The following is a 19305-nucleotide window of genomic DNA, read 5'->3' as shown; positions in this document are numbered from 1 at the left end:
ACCTGTCATTGAGAGCGCCTGTGTCCCAGATTTCCTGGTTACGAGCTATTCGCGCCGGCTTCGCTGTTCGCACCCGACATGCTGCTGTGGGTGGTATCGGCCAGGCCCACGGATACATCGCGGGTTGCACCCTGGCTTGCAGTCTGGCGTTGACGCCTTTGGCGCTGGCAGCGCAAGAGCAGCCCCGCTCCGGGCAGGATGTTGCCGCACTGGACTGGACGCCGCGGGACCAGCTCACCGAGGAACAGCGTGAACAGGTGCCAACCTATTGTTCGGGGGCCTATGTTCAGCCGCCGCTGCCGGGCCTCGCCGAGGCGGACACTGCCAATCCGGCGGGCGGGGAGCTGCCTCTGCGCGCCCGCAGCGATCAGGCCCGGTACCAATTGGATCGCCAGGCCGTACTAACGGGCAACGTTGAGATAACGCAGGGGAACCTGAGGGTCACCAGCGACAGCGCCCTCTATGATCAACAGGCCGGAGCGGTCGCGTTGAGCGGGCCGATATTCAGCCGCGGCAACGGCTTTGCTCTTTCCGGCAGCGGTGCTCAGTACGACGTGGATACAGGCGTGATGCGCCTGAATACCGCCAACTTTCTGCTATACCCCTCAGCCATGCGCGGCACAGCGGACCAGTTGGTGCGGCAGACCGAGACTACCTTTGCGATTGAGCAGGGACGTTTGACCACCTGCGAGCCCGGTAACAACGCCTGGTCGCTCGTTGCCTCAGACATCTTCCTCAACCGCGAAACCGGCGTAGGTGAAGCGACCCACGTGCGCCTGGAAGTGAAGGATACGCCTGTATTCTATTGGCCTTACCTGACCTTCCCCATAGACGACCGGCGCAAGTCCGGCCTGCTTTACCCCTCGTTCGGCACGTCCAATACCGGGCGCGGCCTCTATGCGGCGGTGCCTTATTATTTCAACCTGGCGCCGAATTACGACGCCACCCTGACGCCCCAGTATATTCACGGCCGGGGCCTCCACACCGAGCTTGAAGGCCGCTACCTGAGCCGGTTCGGTGCGTCTGTGCTGGCTTTGGGTTACCTGGCTGACGACGACGAGTTCGGTCGTGAGTTTCCGGATGCCGATACCGAACGCTGGGGGCTCGACTTCAATACGGTTGCGACCCTGGGGCCAGGCTGGACAGGTCTGATCGACTACGCCGCAGTCAGTGATGATGAATACCTCAGCGACCTGAACCGTACCCTGGAAATCAGCGAGGCAACGCACCTTCTGCGCGCTGGCCAGCTGAGTTACACCGACAGCGACCGCTACTTCGAGGCTATCCTGAGCGGGTACCAGACTTTGGATGAAGATATCAGCCGAGCCAGTCGGCCTTACTACCAGCTACCCGAGCTGGTGTATGCGCAGACAGTTGGAGATGATCTGGAGTTTAACTGGGAGTCGCAGTACACCTACTTCTGGCGCGACAACGAAGGGCTGACTGGTTTAGAGCAGGCGATAGGCAGTCGCTTTCGGGTTACGCCGGAGGTCGCGCTTGATCTGCGAGAAATCTGGGGCTTCACCCGGCCGTCGGTACTCCTGGATCATACCCACTATGCACTGGAAGACTACGACCAGGGCAGCGGCAATTTCAGCCGAACGGTGCCCTTCTTCCAGTGGGATAACGGGCTTTACTTTGACCGCCAGTTCGAGTTTTTTGGCGCTGACTTCAACCAGTCTCTGGAACCCAGGCTTTATTACGTCTGGTCCCCGGCCAAGGATCAGGACCATATTCCCGACTTCGACACCTCGTTGACATCTTTTTACTTCAGCCAGCTATTCCAGCGCGACCGCTATGTTGGCGGCGACCGGGTCGGGGACAACAACCGGCTCACCGCGGCCGTTACGACCCGGTTCAACAGTCTTGAGACCGGCACCGAAAGAGCCCGAATGAGCATTGGCCAAATATATTACTACGACGAGCGGGAAGTGGGCCTGGGCACTGCCGGCACCGAAACCCGCAGTGACTCTGCTCTCGCTGGCGAACTGGCGCTAAGACCGCTGGATGGGCTGGAGGCGCGGGTTTCGGGTTTGTGGGATGCCCGCGACTATTCAACTGAACAGGGGCGCAGCGAACTGATTTTCCATAGTGAAGACTACCGCTGGCTGCTGAACCTGGGGCATACCTACGATGACGATGAGCTGGAACAAAGTGACGTCGGCGCGGTCTTTCCCGTAAGTCGCCACATCAGCGCAGTAGGCCGATGGGTCTACGACAGAGTAGACGACCGCACAGTCGGCACGCTTGCCGGCTTCGAATACGCCAGTTGTTGCTGGAGTGTGCAGTTGGTGGCGCAGAAGTACCTGCGTTCCAATGAGGAAATCGATAACCGGATACTTTTCCAGGTCCAGCTTACCGGCCTGGGCGGGGGCGGCAGCGCGGCCGGCGAAATCAGCGAGGCTGTTTTTGGCTATGAAGAGCGGCAGCGCCGCAGGGAGCAGATGACCCCGGCTTTCGGTCGGTTCTGAATGAACGCCTGCGAGCCAGCATCTGCAGCTTACCGACCGGGCGGGCCCAGCGTCCTGCCCGTCTGGCGAGCTGGGGCTGTGCCGGTAACGTTTTGAATTTAACTATCCCGCCGTAAAAGCCTTTAGAATACGGGCTGTCGGATTTTCAGAGGTTTTTGATGCGAATCGTAAAAATGTTCTATCCGCTGCTGCTGACTGCGCTGCTACTCAGTGGCGGCCTTGCTCAGGCCGAGCAGAAGCTGCTTGATCGTGTTGTTGCGATCGTTGACGAGGGCGTAATCCTCCAGTCAGACCTTGAAAGCCGTGTCCGGACTGTGCGTTCACGGCTGCGTGCCCAGGGAGCCTCTTTGCCCCCGGACAGCGTATTGCAGGAGCGGGTTCTGGATCAGCTCCTGCAGGACCAGGTACAGCTGCAGTTGGCCGAAGCCGCCGGCATCCGTGTGGGTGACACCGAGCTGAACCAGACCATCAATAATATTGCCCGACGCAACGGTATGACACTCGAGCAGTTCGAGCAGACCCTTGCCAGCGAGGGGCTGAGCTATCGCGAGGCCCGGGAACAGATTCGCCAGGAAATGCTGATCAGCCGGATCCAGCAGCAGCGGGTCGAACCGCGTATCCGGGTGACCGAGCGAGAAGTGCAGAATTTCCTGGCCTCCCGCCAAGGTAAAGAACGCAATGTTGAGGAGTACCTGATCGGCCATATACTGGTTGAGGTCACGGATTCGGGCAACGACGAGGTTGTGGCCGAAGCCCGGGAGGAAGCCACAACCATTCTGGAAAAGCTGCGCGACGGGGCCGACTTCAAACAGCTGGCAGTCGAGCACTCTGACGGGACCAACGCCCTGGAAGGGGGGGTTCTCGGCTGGCGCGGTGAAGATCAGCTGCCCAGTCTAATTGCTGACGTAGCGCCAGATCTGGCAGTTGGTGAACCGTCGGGCATTCTCGAAAGCCAGAGCGGTTTTCACATTGTAACGGTCCTGGAAAAGCGCGGCGGAGACGACCAGATTGTGCAGCAGCATAAGGTCAGGCACATCCTGATCACGCCCGAGAACACAGCCAGTCCGGCTGACGCCGAGGCGACCATACGTGAGATCCGGCAGCGGGTACGGGATGGCGAGTCCTTCGCGGCCTTGGCCCGGGAGTACTCCGATGATCCCGTGTCAGGGGCTGAAGGCGGCGCTCTTGGCTGGGTAAGCCCGGGTGAGATGGTGCCAGGCTTTGAAAACATGATGACCAGTGTGGAGCCCGGGCAGGTCAGTGAACCTTTCCGGTCCCGGTTTGGCTGGCACATCCTTGAAGTCGAGGAGCGGCGCATGCGGGACATTGGCGATCAGCTCGAGACTGCGGAGGCCCGACAGGTGCTCTACAAACGCAAGTACGATATCGAGCTGCGGGCTTGGTTGCGGGAAGTGCGTGAGGAAGCCTTTGTCGAGGTTAAAGCGCCAGACCAAGAGGAAAGCGCATCCTGATGGCCAAGGCTCCCTCTTCCATTCTGGCGTTGACCGCGGGCGAGCCTGCGGGGATTGGTCCAGATCTGTGCCTGCAGCTGGCCCTGGAAGATCGCGCCACCGAGCTGGTCGTGGTCGCCGACATTGACCTGCTTTTCGCCCGGGCACAGCAACTGCAGCTTGGCATTACAGTGGAGGCCTGGCAGCCGGGCAAGCCGGTCCGATGCGAAGCGGGCATGCTCTCCGTGTGGTCTGTGGCCGAAGCGCCCGAACGACGTGCGGGCTTTCTCGACCCTGCAAACGCCGGGTATGTGCTTGAAACTCTGGCGGCTGCAGTGCGCGGATGCCTTAGAGGTGACTTTGGCGCCATGGTTACAGCACCCGTGCACAAGGGCGTCATTAACGATGGCGGATTTGCCTTCAGCGGCCATACCGAGTTCCTGCAGGAGCAGTGCGAGGTCGAGCGTGTTGTGATGATGCTGGCAACGCCGGAGCTGCGCGTTGCCCTCGCAACCACACATTTGCCCTTGCGCGACGTTGCCGACGCAATAACAGCTGAAAGGCTGACACAGGTCATCCGCATACTGCACGAAGACCTGAACAGCCGGTTTGGCTTGGCCGCCCCCCGTATTCTGGTAGCGGGTCTGAATCCCCACGCTGGCGAGGGTGGCCACCTGGGGCGCGAGGAGATCGATGTGATCGAGCCGACGCTGGCAAGCCTCAGGCAAGAAGGCATCAACCTGATCGGGCCGCTGCCCGCGGACACGCTGTTTACGCCGCGCTGGCTTGAACAGGGCGACGCGGTGCTGGCCATGTATCACGACCAGGGCCTACCGGTACTCAAGTCGCAGGGCTTCGGCGAAGCCGTGAACATAACCCTGGGCCTGCCCATCATTCGCACTTCTGTAGACCATGGTACCGCGCTTGACCTTGCTGGAACCGGCAAGGCGGAAGTCAGCAGTCTGCGCGCGGCAGTGGCCATGGCAGCGCAATTGGTCCAGACCGCCCAAAAGGAAACCAGTCAATGAGCCGAGCCCGTCCGGCCGGGCACCAGGCCCGTAAGCGTTTCGGCCAGAATTTCCTGCACGATAAAGGCGTGATTGAGCGTATTGTCCGCGCGATCAACCCCAAGGGTGAAGATGCCGTAGTCGAGATCGGACCGGGGCTTGGCGCGCTGACCGGGGAGTTGCTGGAAGCCGTACCCCATCTGCAGGTGCTGGAGATAGACCGCGACCTGGTCCCTATACTGCGCACCCAATTTTTCAATTACCCGCAGCTACGGATTCACCAGGGGGATGCCCTACGCTTTGACTTCCGCTCCATCTATGACGGACGGCCTCTGCGGGTCGTGGGTAACCTGCCTTATAACATCTCCACGCCGTTGATCTTTCGCTTGCTGGCCCAGGCGGACGTTATCGGCGACATGCACTTCATGTTACAGAAGGAGGTGGTCGACCGCCTGGCAGCCGAGCCGGGCAGTAAGGACTGGGGACGGCTTTCGATCATGACCCAGTATTACTGCAAGGTGCAGCCCCTGTTTGGCGTACCGCCAGGCGCGTTCCGGCCACAACCCAAGGTGGATTCCGCCATTGTCAGGCTGATTCCCCACCAGGTTCTGCCGCACCCGGCAAAAGATGTGAAGTTGCTGGCTACGCTGGTGCGTACCGCGTTCAACGCACGCCGCAAAACGCTGCGTAAAGGGCTCGAGCAAGTCGTGACCGATGCCCAGTGGGAAGCAGTCGGGTTGGACAAACGCCTGCGCCCGGAGCAACTCTCGCTTGCGGATTTCGTCAAGCTGGCTGACCTTCTAATAACGGATGGCGGGTCGGACGCCGAAGCACTCGCTGGAGCCGATGAGCGCAGGAGCGAAGCATGACCGACTACGCCGTTGGCGATATTCAGGGCTGCTATGAGCCTTTACAGCGCGTGCTGGAAAAGGTCGGGTTCGACCCTGCGCAGGATTGCCTCTGGGTGGTTGGCGACATTATCAACCGTGGACCCGAGTCGCTGCAGTCCTTGCGCTTCGTGCGGAGTCTGGGCAGTTCGGCCCGAGTCGTACTGGGTAACCATGACCTCCATTTGCTGGCTCTTGTGTTCAACAACCAGCAGCCCAAGCGCAAGGATACGCTGGAGCAGATTCTCGAGGCAGCGGATGCGGTTGATCTGATTGACTGGCTGCGGATGCAACCCCTGGCATACTATGATCTGGATCGCGATCTTTTCATGTCCCATGCCGGGCTTCCGCACATCTGGAGCGTTCCGCAGGCGCTGGCGTATGCGACTGAGGTGTCGGCTGTGATCGGTAGCAGTGACGCCCACGCTTACTTCGAACACATGTATGGCAATCAGCCCGAACGCTGGTCGTCAGCCCTGACCGGCACTGATCGGTGGCGGGTTATTACCAACTATCTCACGCGCATGCGTTTCATAGCCGCAGACGGCACCCTTGAGCTGACCGCCAAGGAAGACGGCAACACCGGCCCGGCAGGGTTCCAGCCCTGGTTCAGCTACCCCCGGCCGCAGGATCAGACCCGGGTTGTTTTTGGTCATTGGGCGGCACTAAAGGGGGAGACCCAATCCGAGCGATTTATCGGCCTGGACACGGGCTGCGTCTGGGGTGGCGCCATGACGTTGATGAATCTCGACACGGGCGAGCGCTCCAGTTGTGATTGTGGGCGCTGAGCCATGGACGTTAACTTGAAATCCTTTTCCGGCGGTGCCACCTGGCTTTTATGGAGCGGCCTGCTGGGTTTTGTCGGGGTCGGTGCCGGAGCATTTGGCGCCCACGCGCTTCGCGGGGTCCTGAATGAGCGGCTAATGGACGTCTATCAGACCGCCGTGCACTATCAGATGCTTCATGCGCTCGCACTGGGGCTGGTGGCTGTGCTCGTTTTTGTGGGCATTGGCGGCGCCTGGCCGCGCCGGGCGGGATTCTGTTTCGTGGCGGGAACTGTTGTTTTCAGCGGTTCGCTGTACCTGCTGAGCCTGACAGCAACGGGCTGGTTCGGAGCCATAACGCCGGTGGGCGGCGTGCTTTTTCTGGGCGGCTGGGTAGCCCTTCTGATCGCCGGGCTTCATGCGCGGCGCGAAGGCCATACGAGCAAAGCTGGCTAGCATTTGATCAGTGACCGTCGATCTGGACGGTATTGCCCCGCTGGCCACAAGCGTCATCCGTCGAAGCGAGCGCTGAGCATTACTTTCGAGTGGCAGCGATTACCTGCCGGAACGTGCTGTTTTTCGGCAAGTACCATCTGTCGCCGGGTGTCTGGGGAAATGTAAAATCATGAATATAACTGTCAATGGGGAAGTAACCCATGTTCCCGATAACTGCTCTGTCGATGAGCTGATTGAACAGCTCTGCCTGTCTGGCCGGCGCCTGGCGGTGGAGGTCAACCAGGACATTGTTCCCCGCAGTCGCCATCAAAGCCAGCGTCTGGCAGAGGGCGATGTTGTTGAGGTCGTTCACGCCATCGGCGGCGGCTGAATGCTCCGTTAAAGAGAAAATTTATGAGTTTTATTACTGACGACGCGCCGCTCGTCGTGGCTGGCCGAACGTTTGCTTCCCGTCTGCTGGTCGGCACGGGCAAATACCGTGACCTTGCCCAGACCGGCGAAGCGATCGCCGAAAGTGGAGCAGAGATTGTTACCGTGGCGGTTCGGCGCACCAATATCGGCCAGAACCCGGACGAGCCCAATCTGCTTGATATCCTGCCCCCCGACCGCTATACGATACTGCCGAATACCGCGGGCTGTTTTACCGCCCGGGATGCTGTGCGCACCTGTAAACTGGCGCGCGAGCTGCTCGATGGGCACAGTCTGGTAAAGCTCGAGGTCCTGGGCGAACAGAAAACACTTTATCCGGACATAACAGAAACGCTGAAAGCCGCGGAAGAACTGATTGCGGACGGCTTTCAGGTTATGGTCTACACCAGCGACGATCCCCTTGTCGCCAAACGTTTGGAAGAGATGGGCTGCGTTGCGGTCATGCCGCTTGGCGCGCCCATCGGTTCCGGACTGGGCATTCAGAATCGCTATAACATCCGTATGATCGTTGAGAACGCAAAAGTCCCTATTCTGGTGGACGCCGGCGTAGGAACGGCTTCAGATGCCAGTGTGGCGATGGAATTGGGGTGCGATGGTGTCCTGATGAATACGGCTATCGCCCAAGCCCGTGAGCCGCTAAGAATGGCGCGCGCCATGCGGCTCGCAGTGGAGAGCGGGCGGGACGCCTATCTTGCCGGCCGAATGCCAAAAAAAGCCTACGCCAGCGCATCTTCGCCTATAGATGGTCTATTCTTTTGACTTCAGCTTCGGCCGCAGGATGCGTACGCCCACCAGAGTTTCAACCGCACATGTCTCGAGCCTTCACTTCTCTCGGTCGCACCTCTTCAACTGGTCTGCTCGGTCGGCTGACCCTTCACGGAAAGGGGCTCCCGACACGACGTGCTCTGGTGGCGCTGTCGCTCGCACTGATGTGTTTCGAGATCAGTGCGGCCGGTGCCCCTGAAGACGACACCATCGTCATCGCAACAGGGCTGTGGGCACCGTATATCAACGTTGATGGCGAGGCCTGCGAGCCTTCCGACAAAACGCTGCTGAGTGGCAGCCTCAGCGAGTCCGCAACGTGTCAGAGTGAGTTCTCGGGACCCTTTATTGACGTAGTCAAGAGAGCCTATGGCGGGGCGGGCATCAGGATCGAATTCGTAAGTCATCCCTGGACTCGAAACGCCCAGTTGATCGACAGCGGCATGGCGGACGCAGGACTGCCTTACTACTGTACGGAAGAGCGGGCCCGGCAGTACATCTGCAGCGAATCGGTGGTTGACGGTGAGATGGTCCTGTTTCACCGGCGGAGCACCGACTTCGACTGGGATACTATGGATGACCTGCAGGGCTACACCATAGGCGCAACGCTCGGCTACTTCTATGGTGAGAAGTTCGAAGCGATGGAGCAGGAGGAGGAGCTGACCGTTCTTAGGATTGCTCAGGATGACGTTAATATCCGGTTACTGGTTCGGGGCATGATTGACCTTATGCCCCAGGATCGGGCGGTAGGCTATGCAATTGCACAGCAGGTTTTGCCAGAAGATCAGTTTGACCAACTGACCCATCATCCCAAACCCCTCCACAGCCGTCCGCTACACTTGATTTTCACCCGTGCCACACCCCGTGGAGCGCGCTTCGCAAAAATCTTCGACCGGCGACTTAAAGAGATGGCGGCTTCCGGCGAGCTCGATCAGGCGCTTCGGCCTCTGACGGCCCTTGGGCGGCGGGCGAACTGAGCGCTGGCGTTTGAATTTATAGTAGCCTGGCCAGCGTTTCGTAGACGGCCGGAGTGGCAACGATAATATCCCGGCCCCACAGGTCGGGATTTTTTTCGCGGGGCACGTCACTGAAATGGCCGCAGCGCGCGCCTGCCTCCAGTGCAATGACTCGTGCGGCGGCGAAGTCCCAAGGGCTTACGCTCTCGTAATAGGCGTCCAGGCGACCGCATGCAACCCAACAGATATCGAGTGCTGCCGAGCCTATCCTGCGGATGTCCCTGCATTCATGCAGCACCCGTCCGAGACGGTCGACGATAGGTGCGAGCGCGTCTTTCGAGTAGGGGAACCCTGTGGCGACGAGTGCGAGGCGTAAATCGCTGGCACCGCTAACGCGGATGGTTTTACCGTTCAGGCAAGCACCACGGCCCTTGAGTCCGACAAACATCTCGTCGACGAAAGGCGCATAAACAACGCCTGCCACAACGTTGCCACCCTCGGCATAGGCAATAGACACTGCCACCTGGGGATGACCGTAAGCATAGTTTACCGTTCCATCGATCGGGTCGACGATCCAGAGGGGAGAGTCCAGATCTTCCGCTTCGCGCTCGTCGGGCTCATTCTCTTCGGAAAGAATCCGATGGCCGGGGAAGCGGGCGTGAATGCTATCGGTGATGTACCGGTCCGCCGCTACATCGGCCTGAGTAACTAATTCTGACTGTGCCTTGTACTGATGCTCCAGCCCTTTTTGTCGCTCCTGTATAACGAGGTTCCCCGCTTCCCGGGCGATGTTTTCCATAAATCGCCCCAGCTCTGGCAAGTCCGTTTTCATCGCTGCTCCTGTTGCCGAGTGGCCCCGCAGGGCTTTGAGGACTAGCTCTCCCCCAAAATACTTTAGGGTACCAGGTCGACCTTTATAGACCAGGTCTGTCCGCTGTCGCGGGTCGAGTAAGTTACGCCCTGATGCTCGGCCGTGTGAGCTTCAGCTGCACTGCCCAGATTAACCCATTCACCCGGTGACACCCGCCGCTGGGTAACTACAGCCGCCGTGTCCCTGCTGCTCCCGTAGGCCTTGTGGTGCGCGGGATCGTCGTTGAACGAGATTATCCGCAGCTCGATCTGGTTTGAACCCAGGGCGCGGGGCTGCACCATGAAGCCGGACGTCATGGGGGTATCCTCAGCGACCAGGCCAACGTAATCCCCACCGGCGACAGCGCTTGTAACACGCCGGATAACGCCGGCCTCTATACGGGCGGTTTCACCGCTCTGCACTATCACACTTTGCTGGCTTTGTCGGGCACGGGTAGACAGGCGCTCGCCGGTGCTGACTTTATCCTGGCTGGCCTGGTGGCGCAGGACCGTGATCCGGAGTTGTGCCGGGGCTACATCGAGTCGTCTGGCAAGCTCGCCCACCTCGGCCACAACCGTTGCCGGCCCCTTCACCATCAGGCGCTGCCCATCGGCGGAGAAGATGACTTCCTGGTCGGGATACAGCGTTTTCAGTTGGGACACCAGCTCAGAGGCCTGTCGGTTGGAGAGTTCGAAAACTTCAACCTTCTGCTGTGCCTGCGCGACGGTCGTGGTGAAAACCAATAATGCAAAGGCGAGACTGCAGATAAGCTTCATGGTTCACATCCAGAAGGTGAGGGTTTTGCATTCGCTGGCGATTCGGTTATAGTCGAAGCATGGATATTAACTCGCAAAGCTGTCAACTGTTCTCCTCGCTGCCTGCGCCGGCTGCCTCTGTTATTGGGTGCACCGCATTGAGCAAGGCGAGCATGGGTGGTGTGCAGCAGTCCGCGGGCGCAGTTCAGTATCGTTGGTTCGGTTTTGGTTTCTACTTTAGCCAAACTTCGGGCCTCCTGTGATTTAGCAGCCAAGACTGCAAGGTGGACCCGACAAGACCCGGGCCGCCAACCGAAAAACCCTCGACCGGCAGCCCGCCAGTCGGGGGTTTTTTGTTTCGGTGCCACCCGTTTCGGACGGCACCGACAGGCGGCACGAGTAACATGAAGGAGTTAAGGATGAGCCGGGCCTTTGCAACGCACCCCCGTCCAGAAAAACCAAATGCGGAAATGATCCTGCGCAGTTATCGGTGGCGATTTAGGCACGGCGACTTTACACAGTCGCCATCCAGTAAGCCCCGAACCTAACACTGTGATACAGGACATTCTTATGAACATGCATGCCAACGAAATTAACAGTACCGCCCAGTCAACGACTGCTCCATCACTCAGTGTTGAAACCGGCTTGACGAGAAAGACGTTGCCTACACCGGCTGAATTGAGGGGCCGCTACCCCCTTTCCCATGAGTTGACTGATCGTATAGCGCACCACCGCCGCGAAGTGAGCCGCATTCTGAATGGCGAGGACAGCCGCCTGCTAGTGGTTGTCGGGCCCTGTTCCCTGCACGACGATGCCGCCGCTCTGGACTACGGCCGGCGGCTTGCCGAAGTGGCGAGGGCTCACGCTGATACGATGCTCATCGTCATGCGAGCATACGTGGAAAAGCCCCGTACAACCGTTGGCTGGAAGGGCATGGTTTACGACCCTGACCATACCGGCACTGGCGATCTGGCCGAAGGCCTGCGTCGGTCGCGACATCTCTTACTGCGGCTGGCAGAGCTGGGTCTTCCGTTGGCCACGGAAGCGCTGAACCCGTTGGTTATGCGGTATCTCGAAGATTTGATCAGTTGGACTGCCATCGGTGCCCGTACGGCCGAATCCCAGCCGCACCGGGAACTGGTCAGCGACCTGGCCATGCCGGTGGGCATCAAGAACGCCACCGACGGCTCGGTCGATGCGGCTGTAAACGGCATGCAGGCGGCGTCCCAGCCCCACGAGAGTATCGGCATTGATGACAACGGCCAGGTTGCGGCGCTGTCAACGGCCGGTAACCCGGATACCCACCTGGTCTTACGGGGTGGCCGGGGTATCACGAACTACGACACCGAAAGCGTCCGCATGGCTCAGCATCGGTTGCGCGAAAAAGGAGTCAATACGCGCGTCATGATCGACTGCAGCCACGACAATGCCCGCAAGCAACATCAGATGCAAAGCGTCATTGCCGGGGAAATACTTGAGCAACGCCAGGCCGGCAACGCGGGGATCGTCGGGCTCATGCTGGAGAGCTTCATAACGGAAGGGCGACAGGATATGAGCGATGAAGCGGCTTACGGCGTGTCCATTACCGACCCCTGTCTGGGCTGGGATGAGACGGTGCGACTGCTGCAGTTACTTCACAACGGGCTGGGTTCGATACCGTCCCGGGGAAAAGACATGGCTATGGTCGCCGATCTCGTTGCAAGCTGACCTGGCCCACGCGCCTGCGAACTGCCTGGCTCACGCGCCGGCGAACTGAAAGAGGTAAGGCCCGGCTCGGGTATTTACAGCGTGGTCGCTGCTGGCGTACAACTTGGGGCCAGAGTGACGCAGGGGGAGGCAGAGGCTGTCCCCACGGAGCACGCCCTCGGTAGCTGGCAGGAGATGCACATGCAGGAGTTCAACGTTGATGTGGCCATTCTAGGCGCGGGAACCGCAGGGCTCGGCGCGTACCATCAGGCCAGTAAGACGACGGATAGCCTGATGCTGATCGAAAGCGGGCCGTATGGTACGACCTGCGCCCGGGTCGGATGCATGCCCAGCAAACTGCTCATTGCCGCCGCCGACGCTGCTCATGAAGCTCGCCACGCCAAGATGTTTGGGGTGCATGCCGCTGATGTGACTGTTGACGGACGGGAAGTGCTGGACCGTGTACGCCGTGAGCGAGACCGCTTCGTCAGTTTTGTTGTGAACTCAGTTAAACATATCCCGGACAACCAGCGTCTGAAAGGCCAGGCGCGCTTCCTTGGCCCCAACAGCTTGCGAGTGGACGGCCACTCCGTTGTCCACGCTCAACGGATCGTTATTGCGACGGGGTCGCGCTCCTATATTCCAGAGATGCTGCTCCCGGCTGCCGATCGCCTGCTGGTCAACGAGACGCTCTTCGAGTTACCGCAACTGCCTCGCTCAGTAGCGGTTTTCGGGGCGGGCGCCATCGGCCTGGAGCTTGGGCAGGCACTGAGCCGGCTCGGTGTGGACGTAAAAGTCTTCGGTCGCAGCGGAGCTGTGGCCGGCATTGCCGATGATGAGATCCGGGTCCTGGCCGGGCAGCTTTTTAATGAGGAGTTTTACCTGGATCCAGACGCTGCCGTCAGCGCAGTAGTGCACGCGGGCACCGGCGTTGAGGTCACGTATGTTCACCGCAGCCGTGGCGAGCTCACTGAGAGATTCGACTATATCCTGGCCGCTACAGGCCGCCGCCCCAACATTGATGACATTGACCTGGAGAAAAGCGGCCTGACGCTCGACAAACGCGGTATGCCCGACCATGACTCGCAGACGATGCAGTGCGGCAATAGTCATATTTTTCTGGCGGGGGATGCTAGCGCAGAAATCCCGTTGCTGCATGAGGCCTCGGATGAGGGGCACATCGCCGGCATCAATGCCGGCCGCTATCCCGACGTGCAGCCGGAGCGGCGCAGGGCACCGCTGGCGATTGTATTCACCAGCCCGCAGATTGCGACTGTAGGGCTCGGACTTGACCAGATTAAAGCGCGCTGCCCCCAGGGCTATGGTGTGGGCAGTGTCTCGTTCGAGAATCAGGGACGTAGCCGGGTGCTGGGCAAGAACAAGGGCGAGCTCCGGGTTTACGGCGAGTATGGAACGGATCTGTTTCTGGGCGCCGAAATGTTTGGGCCAGCCGCAGAGCATGTCGGCCACCTCCTCGCGTGGGCCGTACAAAGCCGCATGACTGTCACGCGCATGCTCGAAATGCCGTTTTACCATCCGGTTATAGAAGAGGGCGTAAGGACAGCGCTGCGCGACCTCAACCACAATCTGGACGAGGGCCCGGAAATTACTGACAGCTGCATGGAATGCGGACCCGGCGCGTGAGGCCTACATTATTGGAGTCGCCCGCGTGATAGGAGTCGCCGGCCTTCCACAACGCGCGTGCCCGGGCTCCGGAAGCTGGCACCTTCGCAAGCTTATCCTTCGGCAGGCTAGCACACGATGCTCTCGGCCGGTTCGGCTTTGCTCGTGGTAGCCTTGCTCGGTGCTAGCCGCAGCCAGATTTTTTCGTGAAAGTAGTACGCTACGGTGTTGACCGCAGGCTCAACGGTAGCGACCAGCCCACCGATGATAAAATCCCCTGTGAGCGCATAGGTTACGGCGAACGCTACCGTAAAGTGCATGATCGCAAAGGTCAGCGTTTTGATGGTTCCTCGCTGTCCGCCTGCTTCATTGTGGGTCAACTGTTGTAAACGGCTCATGACAATCTCCGCAGACTTGCACCTGATTTCAGCTTGAGCGCCCTTGGTCCAGCAGCTGCTCTTCAGTTGCAATGATTTATCAAATGAGAGTGCTTATCAATTAGTCTTTTATGAATGGCCTGATAGCTTGGGATAATTATTGATTCCGGTGAAGCAATAGGTGTTCGCTATTGATATGATCGTTTAACGCCAATAGGAATCGGAGTACAGCGCAGTTATTCTGACTGTTGGGTTAACTCATCAATTTCTGGGGAAAAGGAGCCGGAATCTATGGCTAAGAATATGATCGGCATTGAGGAAAGCAGTGCGCAGAGCCTGGCGCTGTCACTGAATGATCTGCTGGCCAATTATCAGATCTTCTACATGAATGTCCGGGGCTATCACTGGAATATCAAAGGCGAGAAGTTTTTCGAGTTGCACGCCAAGTTCGAGGAACTCTACGACGACCTCTTGCAGAAAATCGATGAGATCGCCGAACGGATTCTCACACTGGGCGAGCGGCCCGTACATTCCTATTCCGCCTATATCCAGAACTCTTCCATTGAGGAGCGGAAGGACGTCAGCGATGGTATTGATGCGGTGCGCTTCATCCTGGAGAGTTATGGGGTGGTGCTGAGAAAGCAGCGGGAAGTCCTCAACGCGGCAGGCGAGGCCGACGATGAAGGGACCAACGCTTTGATGAGCGACTATATCTCCCAGCAGGAGAAGCAGGTCTGGATGTATCGGAGCTTCCTGGGCGAGTAATACTCAGCAACCGAACATTTGCACGATGGCGACCTCCGGGTCGCCATTTTTTTGGTTCGTCTGACCGTATCCGCTCTAGCCCGCTATCGCTACGGTCGGGTCGTCCGCGGTCAGCGGCTCGACTTCCTGATGCAGAAACCAGCGGTTCGTCACCACGTGCCGCGTAAACCAGTGTGTCTGCATCAACCTTGATGCCAGTTTGAGCTTTGCCCATGCTGGCAGTCTGAAGCCCGTTGGGTCCAGGCTCTCGGGCCGGTCTCCGAAGCGCGCTTCGATGGCGTCCACATAAGACTGGAGCTTGTCTCGGGAGTATGTGGTGAGGTTCCCTGTCACCTGAGCCGCCAGTAGCGCAGACTCTACTGCTGGTCGAATACCCTCGCCGCTCTGGGTGTAGGCCAAACCGGCGGCATCACCGATCAGCATAACGCCGTCGTCAGTAAGTGGTCTCTGCGCGTGGTTGTAAAGCAGATAGGCGTGGCCTTTGAAGCGGCCAGGCAAGTCGTTTGGGATGCGCCCTTGATCCTGCATCCGGCTGACAAACCCGTTCAGATGCTCCCCCAGCTTGTGATTGTCCTCCCGGCCCAGGCCGATGTTGAGGTAACTGCCTTTTCGGAATACCCAGGCATAGCCCTTTAGGTCGTCGCAGAACCAGAGCTCCGGGATGTCGCCCTGCACTCTGCAGGCGGCACTCTGCTCCGGCGTCATCTTAAACTCGATTTCTTTCGCGCTCACTGCGATCTCATGGCTTCCGGGGCCCGCACCAATGTGGCTGGCTACCGGACAGAAGTGGCCACCTGCGCCAATCAGCAGAGGACTGCTGATCTCGTCATTGATAACCCAGCGATCGCCGTCCCGGTTCAGGCTTTTGATCTTTTGCCCCAACGCGAGCTCAGCACCGCATCGCTGCAGCAGGTAATGATCGAATTCGCAGCGCCTGATGCCATAGCTTATCGGTTCGACCCCATGGTCGTTTTCCACCGACGTTTGTCCCATCATGCCGATGCTGAAACCATGAATTGGCTGAAGTTCGCGACCCGAGCGGTAATCGGCCAGATCCAGCTGGAGAGCGTCCGCAACCGCAGGTGTCACCCAACCCGCGCAGGTCTTATCCCGGGGAAAGGTCTGCTTGTCCAGCACCAGGATGCGCTTGTCCGGTGCGTGTCGTCTGAGTGCCCAGGCCAGGGTAGAACCGGCGGGTCCACCGCCCACTATGACCACATCGTAGTCTTTCATGGGTTGTTTTCCTCTGCCGGCGCCGCGGGGCTTTGGTAGAGATGTCGCCGGGTATAGGGCACAGCGTTGTTTTCCGGTTGGGCGAGGACTATCTGAAAGAGCTGAAGCCCACTGGTGCGGAATGCGGCGATGGAACTCGACAGGTAGAACCGCCACGCACGGACGAAATGTTCATCGTACATGTCCCTGACGTGCTCGACATTGGCTTCGAAGCGGTCGAGCCAGGCTTCCAGAGTCAGCGCATAATGAAGGCGGAGGTTCTCCGCATCGAGCAGCGAAAAGGGCCCCGCTTCGCTCAGGCTCATCAACTCGCCGATACTCGGCGGGTAAGCCCCCGGAAAAATCCGCTTCTCTATCCAGGCGTTCATTTTTGCTGGTCTATTACGGCCTATGGTATGGATGAGAGCGAGTCCGTCCGGCCGCAGATTGTCGCGGATGACCCGCGCCATCGTTTCGTAATGGTCGGTACCGACATGCTCGAGCATGCCGATCGAAACAAAGGCATCAAAGGGCGCGTTGATATTCCGGTAGTCGTCGAGAATATAGTCTATGCGGTCACTCAGCCCTTCAGCTTCCGCCTGCGCCCGGGCATAGCGTATCTGTTCTGTAGAGATGTTGTAGGCCAGCACCTTGACGTCATATTCCCGCGCCATATAGCGAGCCAGGCCGCCCCATCCACAGCCTGCTTCCACTACGGTCTGGCCGGGCTTCAGTTGAAGCTTGCGACAGACATGTTCGAGCTTGGCCAGCTGCGCCTGTTCGAGGGTCAGGTCGGGGCGTTCATAGTAGGCACACGTGTACTGCATTTCCGCCTGGTCTAGCCATAGCCGGTAGAACTCGTTGCCAAGATCATAGTGGTGATGGATGTTGTTTCGGGCATCCTCTATCGCGGTCGATCTTGGGGCATGGTCGCGCCAGAATGCCTTGAGCCAGAGCGGCATCTCAGGCTTGGCCTGTTCGGTAAACCGAAAGAGAAAGGTAAAAAAGTCGTGCAGTTTTCCGTCGACCTCGAGCCGTCCTGCGCTGTACAGGTCGCCAAAGCTGAGGTGCGGGTTAATAGCAAGTTCGTAGAGTGCCCGGCGGTCCTTCAGGTACATCTGGTATTCGGGTGGCCGCGAGCTGTCGACCGTAATGACTTCGCCATCCCAAAGCACGATACCAATGGGCGGCGTGCCAGCGAACATAAGTATCCGTTTGGCGAGCCAGCGCTCGTGGACTAGCGGGCCGCTGTCCGCACCGGCCTGCTGGTCGGGGATCTGCAAAGGGTTGCTGCTCAGAACAGCGCTATGTTTTCTTTGGGGATCGGCGAGTACTTTTTCGTTCATGGTTGTCTCCCGCATCTGCTGGCCAAACCAGCTTCCGGTCGCCCGGAGCAGGCTGGGTCTTTTCAATCAGCTTTAGCGCGTCAACGGCGTCCCTGCGCCATGACGGGTTCAGAGGCCGTGGCGTGTCCTGGAACAGCTCCAGATACGGCGCCCGGCTTTTCCGTCCCGACTGCATCGGCCCATGAGAACCGACGTCTGAGATACATGCAATAAAGCAGAAACAGCTACACCTCTGCAATAGGGAGTCCACAGCGTCGTTGCGGACGCCTCGTACCGGGCCCTCTCCGTGTCTTTGCCCTTTCCGAGTCTATCCTGAACAGAAAACGTACAGTTTGCAATACGGCTGGCTTGTGTGCGTGAACTCGTTAGGCCGGCGCGACCGGGCCTAGAACAGTCCCAACTGCTCGCCGCCGGGTCGGCGGAACAGATCCGAGCGCAGGGGCTCAGATTCGCGCCGGTTCATGCCGATTTTGCGACAGTGCTTTTCGAAACGCTGGGACAGAAGGCTGGCGTAGGGGCCCTGACCGCGCATGCGTGAGCCCCAGCTGCTATCGTAGGCGTTACCGCCGCGCAGGTCGCGAATGCGGTTCATCACGTGACTCGCGCGGTCGGGCATGTGGGTCTGTAACCACTCTTCGAACAGGGGAGCGACTTCACGCGGCAGGCGCAGCAATACCCAACCGGCACGGTCGGCGCCGGCCTCCAGGGCGGCGTCGAGGATGGACTCGATTTCGGCATCGTTCACGAAGGGAATCACCGGTGCAATCATGATGCCGCAGGGAATTCTGGCCCCGCTCAGCGCCCGCAGTACTTTAAGGCGGCCAGCCGGCCCAGCGGCCCGGGGTTCGAGGGTGCGTTTCAGCTCGTTGTCCAGCGTAGTCAGGCTGACTCGCACGCTGCACAGCCCCTGGCTGGCCATATCGGCCAGAATGTCCAGATCCCTCAGCACCAGTGTTCCCTTGGTGATAATTGTGACCGGGTGGCGGTACGCCTGTAGCACTTCCAGAAGCTGTCGGGTGAGTCGGTGCTCTTTTTCGATCGGCTGGTACGCATCGGTGTTGACCCCCAGCGCTAATGGCGCAGGCTTATAGCCGGGCCGATCAAGCGTTTCGACCAACCGTTCCACTGCATTGACTTTAGCTGTGAGGCGGGTTTCGAAGTCTAGCCCCGGCGAAAGATCCCAGTAGGCGTGGCTGGGTCGCGCGAAGCAGTAGATGCAGCCATGCTCACAGCCACGGTAGGGGTTGATGGACCGGTCGAAAGGTATGTCGGGCGACTGGTTAGTAGCGATAATGGACTTCGCATGCTCAAGCCGCACTTCTGTTGCGACTGAATCAGGCACTTCCCCGGAGTCGAATTCATCCACCGCAACAGCCTCTATCCGGTAGGGCTGAAAACGGTTGTGGACGTTGCTGGATGTTCCGCGGCCTCGCATAGAGCCCCTCCCGGCGCTGTTACACCAAACTGGCAGCTGGCAGTCTAACAGGTGCTGTATATAAATACAGTAT

At 59.3% G+C, this 19305-nt stretch carries 18 protein-coding genes; 12 read left to right on the top strand and 6 right to left on the bottom strand.

Features of this window, described 5'->3' with window-relative positions; all coding sequences use genetic code 11:
* The first annotated feature begins 20 nt into the window (after positions 1-20).
* The 9 genes from soil367_RS15595 to soil367_RS15555 all read left to right on the top strand — a co-directional run bounded on the left by soil367_RS15595 (position 21) and on the right by soil367_RS15555 (position 9204).
* The gene (locus soil367_RS15595; protein WP_246065358.1) at positions 21-2471 is read left to right on the top strand and encodes an LPS-assembly protein LptD; all 2451 of its coding nucleotides are present in this window, start codon (positions 21-23) and stop codon (positions 2469-2471) included.
* Positions 2472-2629: 158 nt separating this feature from the next.
* A complete protein-coding gene (locus soil367_RS15590) occupies positions 2630-3943 on the top strand; it encodes a peptidylprolyl isomerase (RefSeq protein WP_136549969.1) in 1314 nt (437 codons plus the stop codon).
* Complete coding sequence (pdxA, locus tag soil367_RS15585; RefSeq protein WP_136549968.1) at positions 3943-4950, top strand: 4-hydroxythreonine-4-phosphate dehydrogenase PdxA; 1008 nt, start codon at positions 3943-3945, stop codon at positions 4948-4950. The genes soil367_RS15590 and pdxA overlap by 1 nt, the downstream gene beginning before the upstream one ends.
* Positions 4947-5798, top strand: coding sequence for a 16S rRNA (adenine(1518)-N(6)/adenine(1519)-N(6))-dimethyltransferase RsmA (gene rsmA / locus soil367_RS15580; RefSeq protein ID WP_136549967.1), 852 nt, complete (start codon positions 4947-4949; stop codon positions 5796-5798). The genes pdxA and rsmA overlap by 4 nt, the downstream gene beginning before the upstream one ends.
* Positions 5795-6604 (top strand): symmetrical bis(5'-nucleosyl)-tetraphosphatase, encoded by an 810-nt coding sequence (locus tag soil367_RS15575; RefSeq protein WP_136549966.1) that lies wholly within the window; start codon positions 5795-5797, stop codon positions 6602-6604. Before rsmA ends, soil367_RS15575 begins: the two co-directional genes overlap by 4 nt.
* A gap of 15 nt (positions 6605-6619) precedes the next feature.
* Positions 6620-7036 (top strand): DUF423 domain-containing protein, encoded by a 417-nt coding sequence (locus soil367_RS15570; RefSeq protein WP_246065356.1) that lies wholly within the window; start codon positions 6620-6622, stop codon positions 7034-7036.
* 169 nt (positions 7037-7205) lie between these two features.
* Positions 7206-7406, top strand: coding sequence for a sulfur carrier protein ThiS (thiS, locus tag soil367_RS15565; protein WP_136549964.1), 201 nt, complete (start codon positions 7206-7208; stop codon positions 7404-7406).
* 23 nt (positions 7407-7429) lie between these two features.
* Positions 7430-8224: a thiazole synthase gene (locus soil367_RS15560; RefSeq protein WP_136549963.1), complete on the top strand. Its 795-nt coding sequence runs from the start codon at positions 7430-7432 to the stop codon at positions 8222-8224.
* A gap of 50 nt (positions 8225-8274) precedes the next feature.
* Positions 8275-9204, top strand: coding sequence for a substrate-binding periplasmic protein (locus soil367_RS15555; RefSeq protein WP_136549962.1), 930 nt, complete (start codon positions 8275-8277; stop codon positions 9202-9204).
* A gap of 16 nt (positions 9205-9220) precedes the next feature.
* Here the strand turns inward: soil367_RS15555 and soil367_RS15550 are convergent, their stop codons facing one another.
* Entirely contained in the window at positions 9221-10015 is a 795-nt protein-coding gene (locus tag soil367_RS15550; protein WP_136549961.1) for an inositol monophosphatase family protein, read from the bottom strand.
* Between the two features lie 62 nt (positions 10016-10077).
* Entirely contained in the window at positions 10078-10809 is a 732-nt protein-coding gene (locus soil367_RS15545) for a secretin N-terminal domain-containing protein (RefSeq protein ID WP_136549960.1), read from the bottom strand.
* A 549-nt stretch (positions 10810-11358) separates the two neighbouring features.
* Between soil367_RS15545 and soil367_RS15540 the strand changes: the two genes are divergently transcribed.
* Both soil367_RS15540 and soil367_RS15535 read left to right on the top strand, forming a co-directional pair.
* The gene (locus soil367_RS15540) at positions 11359-12495 is read left to right on the top strand and encodes a 3-deoxy-7-phosphoheptulonate synthase (RefSeq protein ID WP_136549959.1); all 1137 of its coding nucleotides are present in this window, start codon (positions 11359-11361) and stop codon (positions 12493-12495) included.
* 180 nt (positions 12496-12675) lie between these two features.
* Positions 12676-14118, top strand: coding sequence for a dihydrolipoyl dehydrogenase (locus soil367_RS15535; protein ID WP_136549958.1), 1443 nt, complete (start codon positions 12676-12678; stop codon positions 14116-14118).
* Positions 14119-14225: 107 nt separating this feature from the next.
* Here the strand turns inward: soil367_RS15535 and soil367_RS15530 are convergent, their stop codons facing one another.
* On the bottom strand, positions 14226-14495 hold the full coding sequence (locus tag soil367_RS15530; protein ID WP_136549957.1) for a DUF2061 domain-containing protein: 270 nt from the start codon (positions 14493-14495) through the stop codon (positions 14226-14228).
* Between the two features lie 270 nt (positions 14496-14765).
* On the opposite strand from soil367_RS15530, the gene soil367_RS15525 reads away from it, so the two are divergent.
* Positions 14766-15239, top strand: coding sequence for a Dps family protein (locus soil367_RS15525; RefSeq protein WP_136549956.1), 474 nt, complete (start codon positions 14766-14768; stop codon positions 15237-15239).
* A gap of 75 nt (positions 15240-15314) precedes the next feature.
* Here soil367_RS15525 and soil367_RS15520 read toward each other — a convergent pair whose 3' ends face one another.
* The 3 genes from soil367_RS15520 to soil367_RS15510 all read right to left on the bottom strand — a co-directional run bounded on the left by soil367_RS15520 (position 15315) and on the right by soil367_RS15510 (position 19232).
* Positions 15315-16472, bottom strand: a complete 1158-nt coding sequence (locus soil367_RS15520; RefSeq protein WP_136549955.1) for an NAD(P)/FAD-dependent oxidoreductase — start codon at positions 16470-16472, stop codon at positions 15315-15317.
* Positions 16469-17797 carry an SAM-dependent methyltransferase gene (locus soil367_RS15515; protein WP_246065354.1) on the bottom strand — a complete coding sequence of 443 codons (1329 nt, stop codon included), beginning with the start codon at positions 17795-17797 and terminating at the stop codon, positions 16469-16471. Before soil367_RS15515 ends, soil367_RS15520 begins: the two co-directional genes overlap by 4 nt.
* A gap of 385 nt (positions 17798-18182) precedes the next feature.
* Positions 18183-19232 (bottom strand): PA0069 family radical SAM protein, encoded by a 1050-nt coding sequence (locus soil367_RS15510; protein ID WP_136549954.1) that lies wholly within the window; start codon positions 19230-19232, stop codon positions 18183-18185.
* Positions 19233-19305: the final 73 nt, after the last annotated feature.

Origin of the sequence: Hydrocarboniclastica marina, assembly GCF_004851605.1 — a bacterium.
Lineage (GTDB): Bacteria > Pseudomonadota > Gammaproteobacteria > Pseudomonadales > Oleiphilaceae > Hydrocarboniclastica > Hydrocarboniclastica marina.
Note: the sequence above shows the minus strand (reverse complement) of the source record. Positions and strands in the feature narration are given on the sequence as shown.

What these genes read in the sequence shown, in the direction of transcription:
- soil367_RS15590 (WP_136549969.1), top strand. Translation starts at nt 2,630, where the DNA reads ATGCGAATCGTAAAAATGTTCTATCCGCTGCTGCTGACTGCGCTGCTA.
- pdxA (WP_136549968.1), top strand. Translation starts at nt 3,943, where the DNA reads ATGGCCAAGGCTCCCTCTTCCATTCTGGCGTTGACCGCGGGCGAGCCT.
- rsmA (WP_136549967.1), top strand. Translation starts at nt 4,947, where the DNA reads ATGAGCCGAGCCCGTCCGGCCGGGCACCAGGCCCGTAAGCGTTTCGGC.
- soil367_RS15575 (WP_136549966.1), top strand. Translation starts at nt 5,795, where the DNA reads ATGACCGACTACGCCGTTGGCGATATTCAGGGCTGCTATGAGCCTTTA.
- thiS (WP_136549964.1), top strand. Translation starts at nt 7,206, where the DNA reads ATGAATATAACTGTCAATGGGGAAGTAACCCATGTTCCCGATAACTGC.
- soil367_RS15560 (WP_136549963.1), top strand. Translation starts at nt 7,430, where the DNA reads ATGAGTTTTATTACTGACGACGCGCCGCTCGTCGTGGCTGGCCGAACG.
- soil367_RS15555 (WP_136549962.1), top strand. Translation starts at nt 8,275, where the DNA reads ATGTCTCGAGCCTTCACTTCTCTCGGTCGCACCTCTTCAACTGGTCTG.
- soil367_RS15550 (WP_136549961.1), bottom strand. Translation starts at nt 10,015, where the DNA reads ATGAAAACGGACTTGCCAGAGCTGGGGCGATTTATGGAAAACATCGCC.
- soil367_RS15545 (WP_136549960.1), bottom strand. Translation starts at nt 10,809, where the DNA reads ATGAAGCTTATCTGCAGTCTCGCCTTTGCATTATTGGTTTTCACCACG.
- soil367_RS15540 (WP_136549959.1), top strand. Translation starts at nt 11,359, where the DNA reads ATGAACATGCATGCCAACGAAATTAACAGTACCGCCCAGTCAACGACT.
- soil367_RS15535 (WP_136549958.1), top strand. Translation starts at nt 12,676, where the DNA reads ATGCAGGAGTTCAACGTTGATGTGGCCATTCTAGGCGCGGGAACCGCA.
- soil367_RS15530 (WP_136549957.1), bottom strand. Translation starts at nt 14,495, where the DNA reads ATGAGCCGTTTACAACAGTTGACCCACAATGAAGCAGGCGGACAGCGA.
- soil367_RS15525 (WP_136549956.1), top strand. Translation starts at nt 14,766, where the DNA reads ATGGCTAAGAATATGATCGGCATTGAGGAAAGCAGTGCGCAGAGCCTG.
- soil367_RS15520 (WP_136549955.1), bottom strand. Translation starts at nt 16,472, where the DNA reads ATGAAAGACTACGATGTGGTCATAGTGGGCGGTGGACCCGCCGGTTCT.
- soil367_RS15515 (WP_246065354.1), bottom strand. Translation starts at nt 17,797, where the DNA reads ATGAACGAAAAAGTACTCGCCGATCCCCAAAGAAAACATAGCGCTGTT.
- soil367_RS15510 (WP_136549954.1), bottom strand. Translation starts at nt 19,232, where the DNA reads ATGCGAGGCCGCGGAACATCCAGCAACGTCCACAACCGTTTTCAGCCC.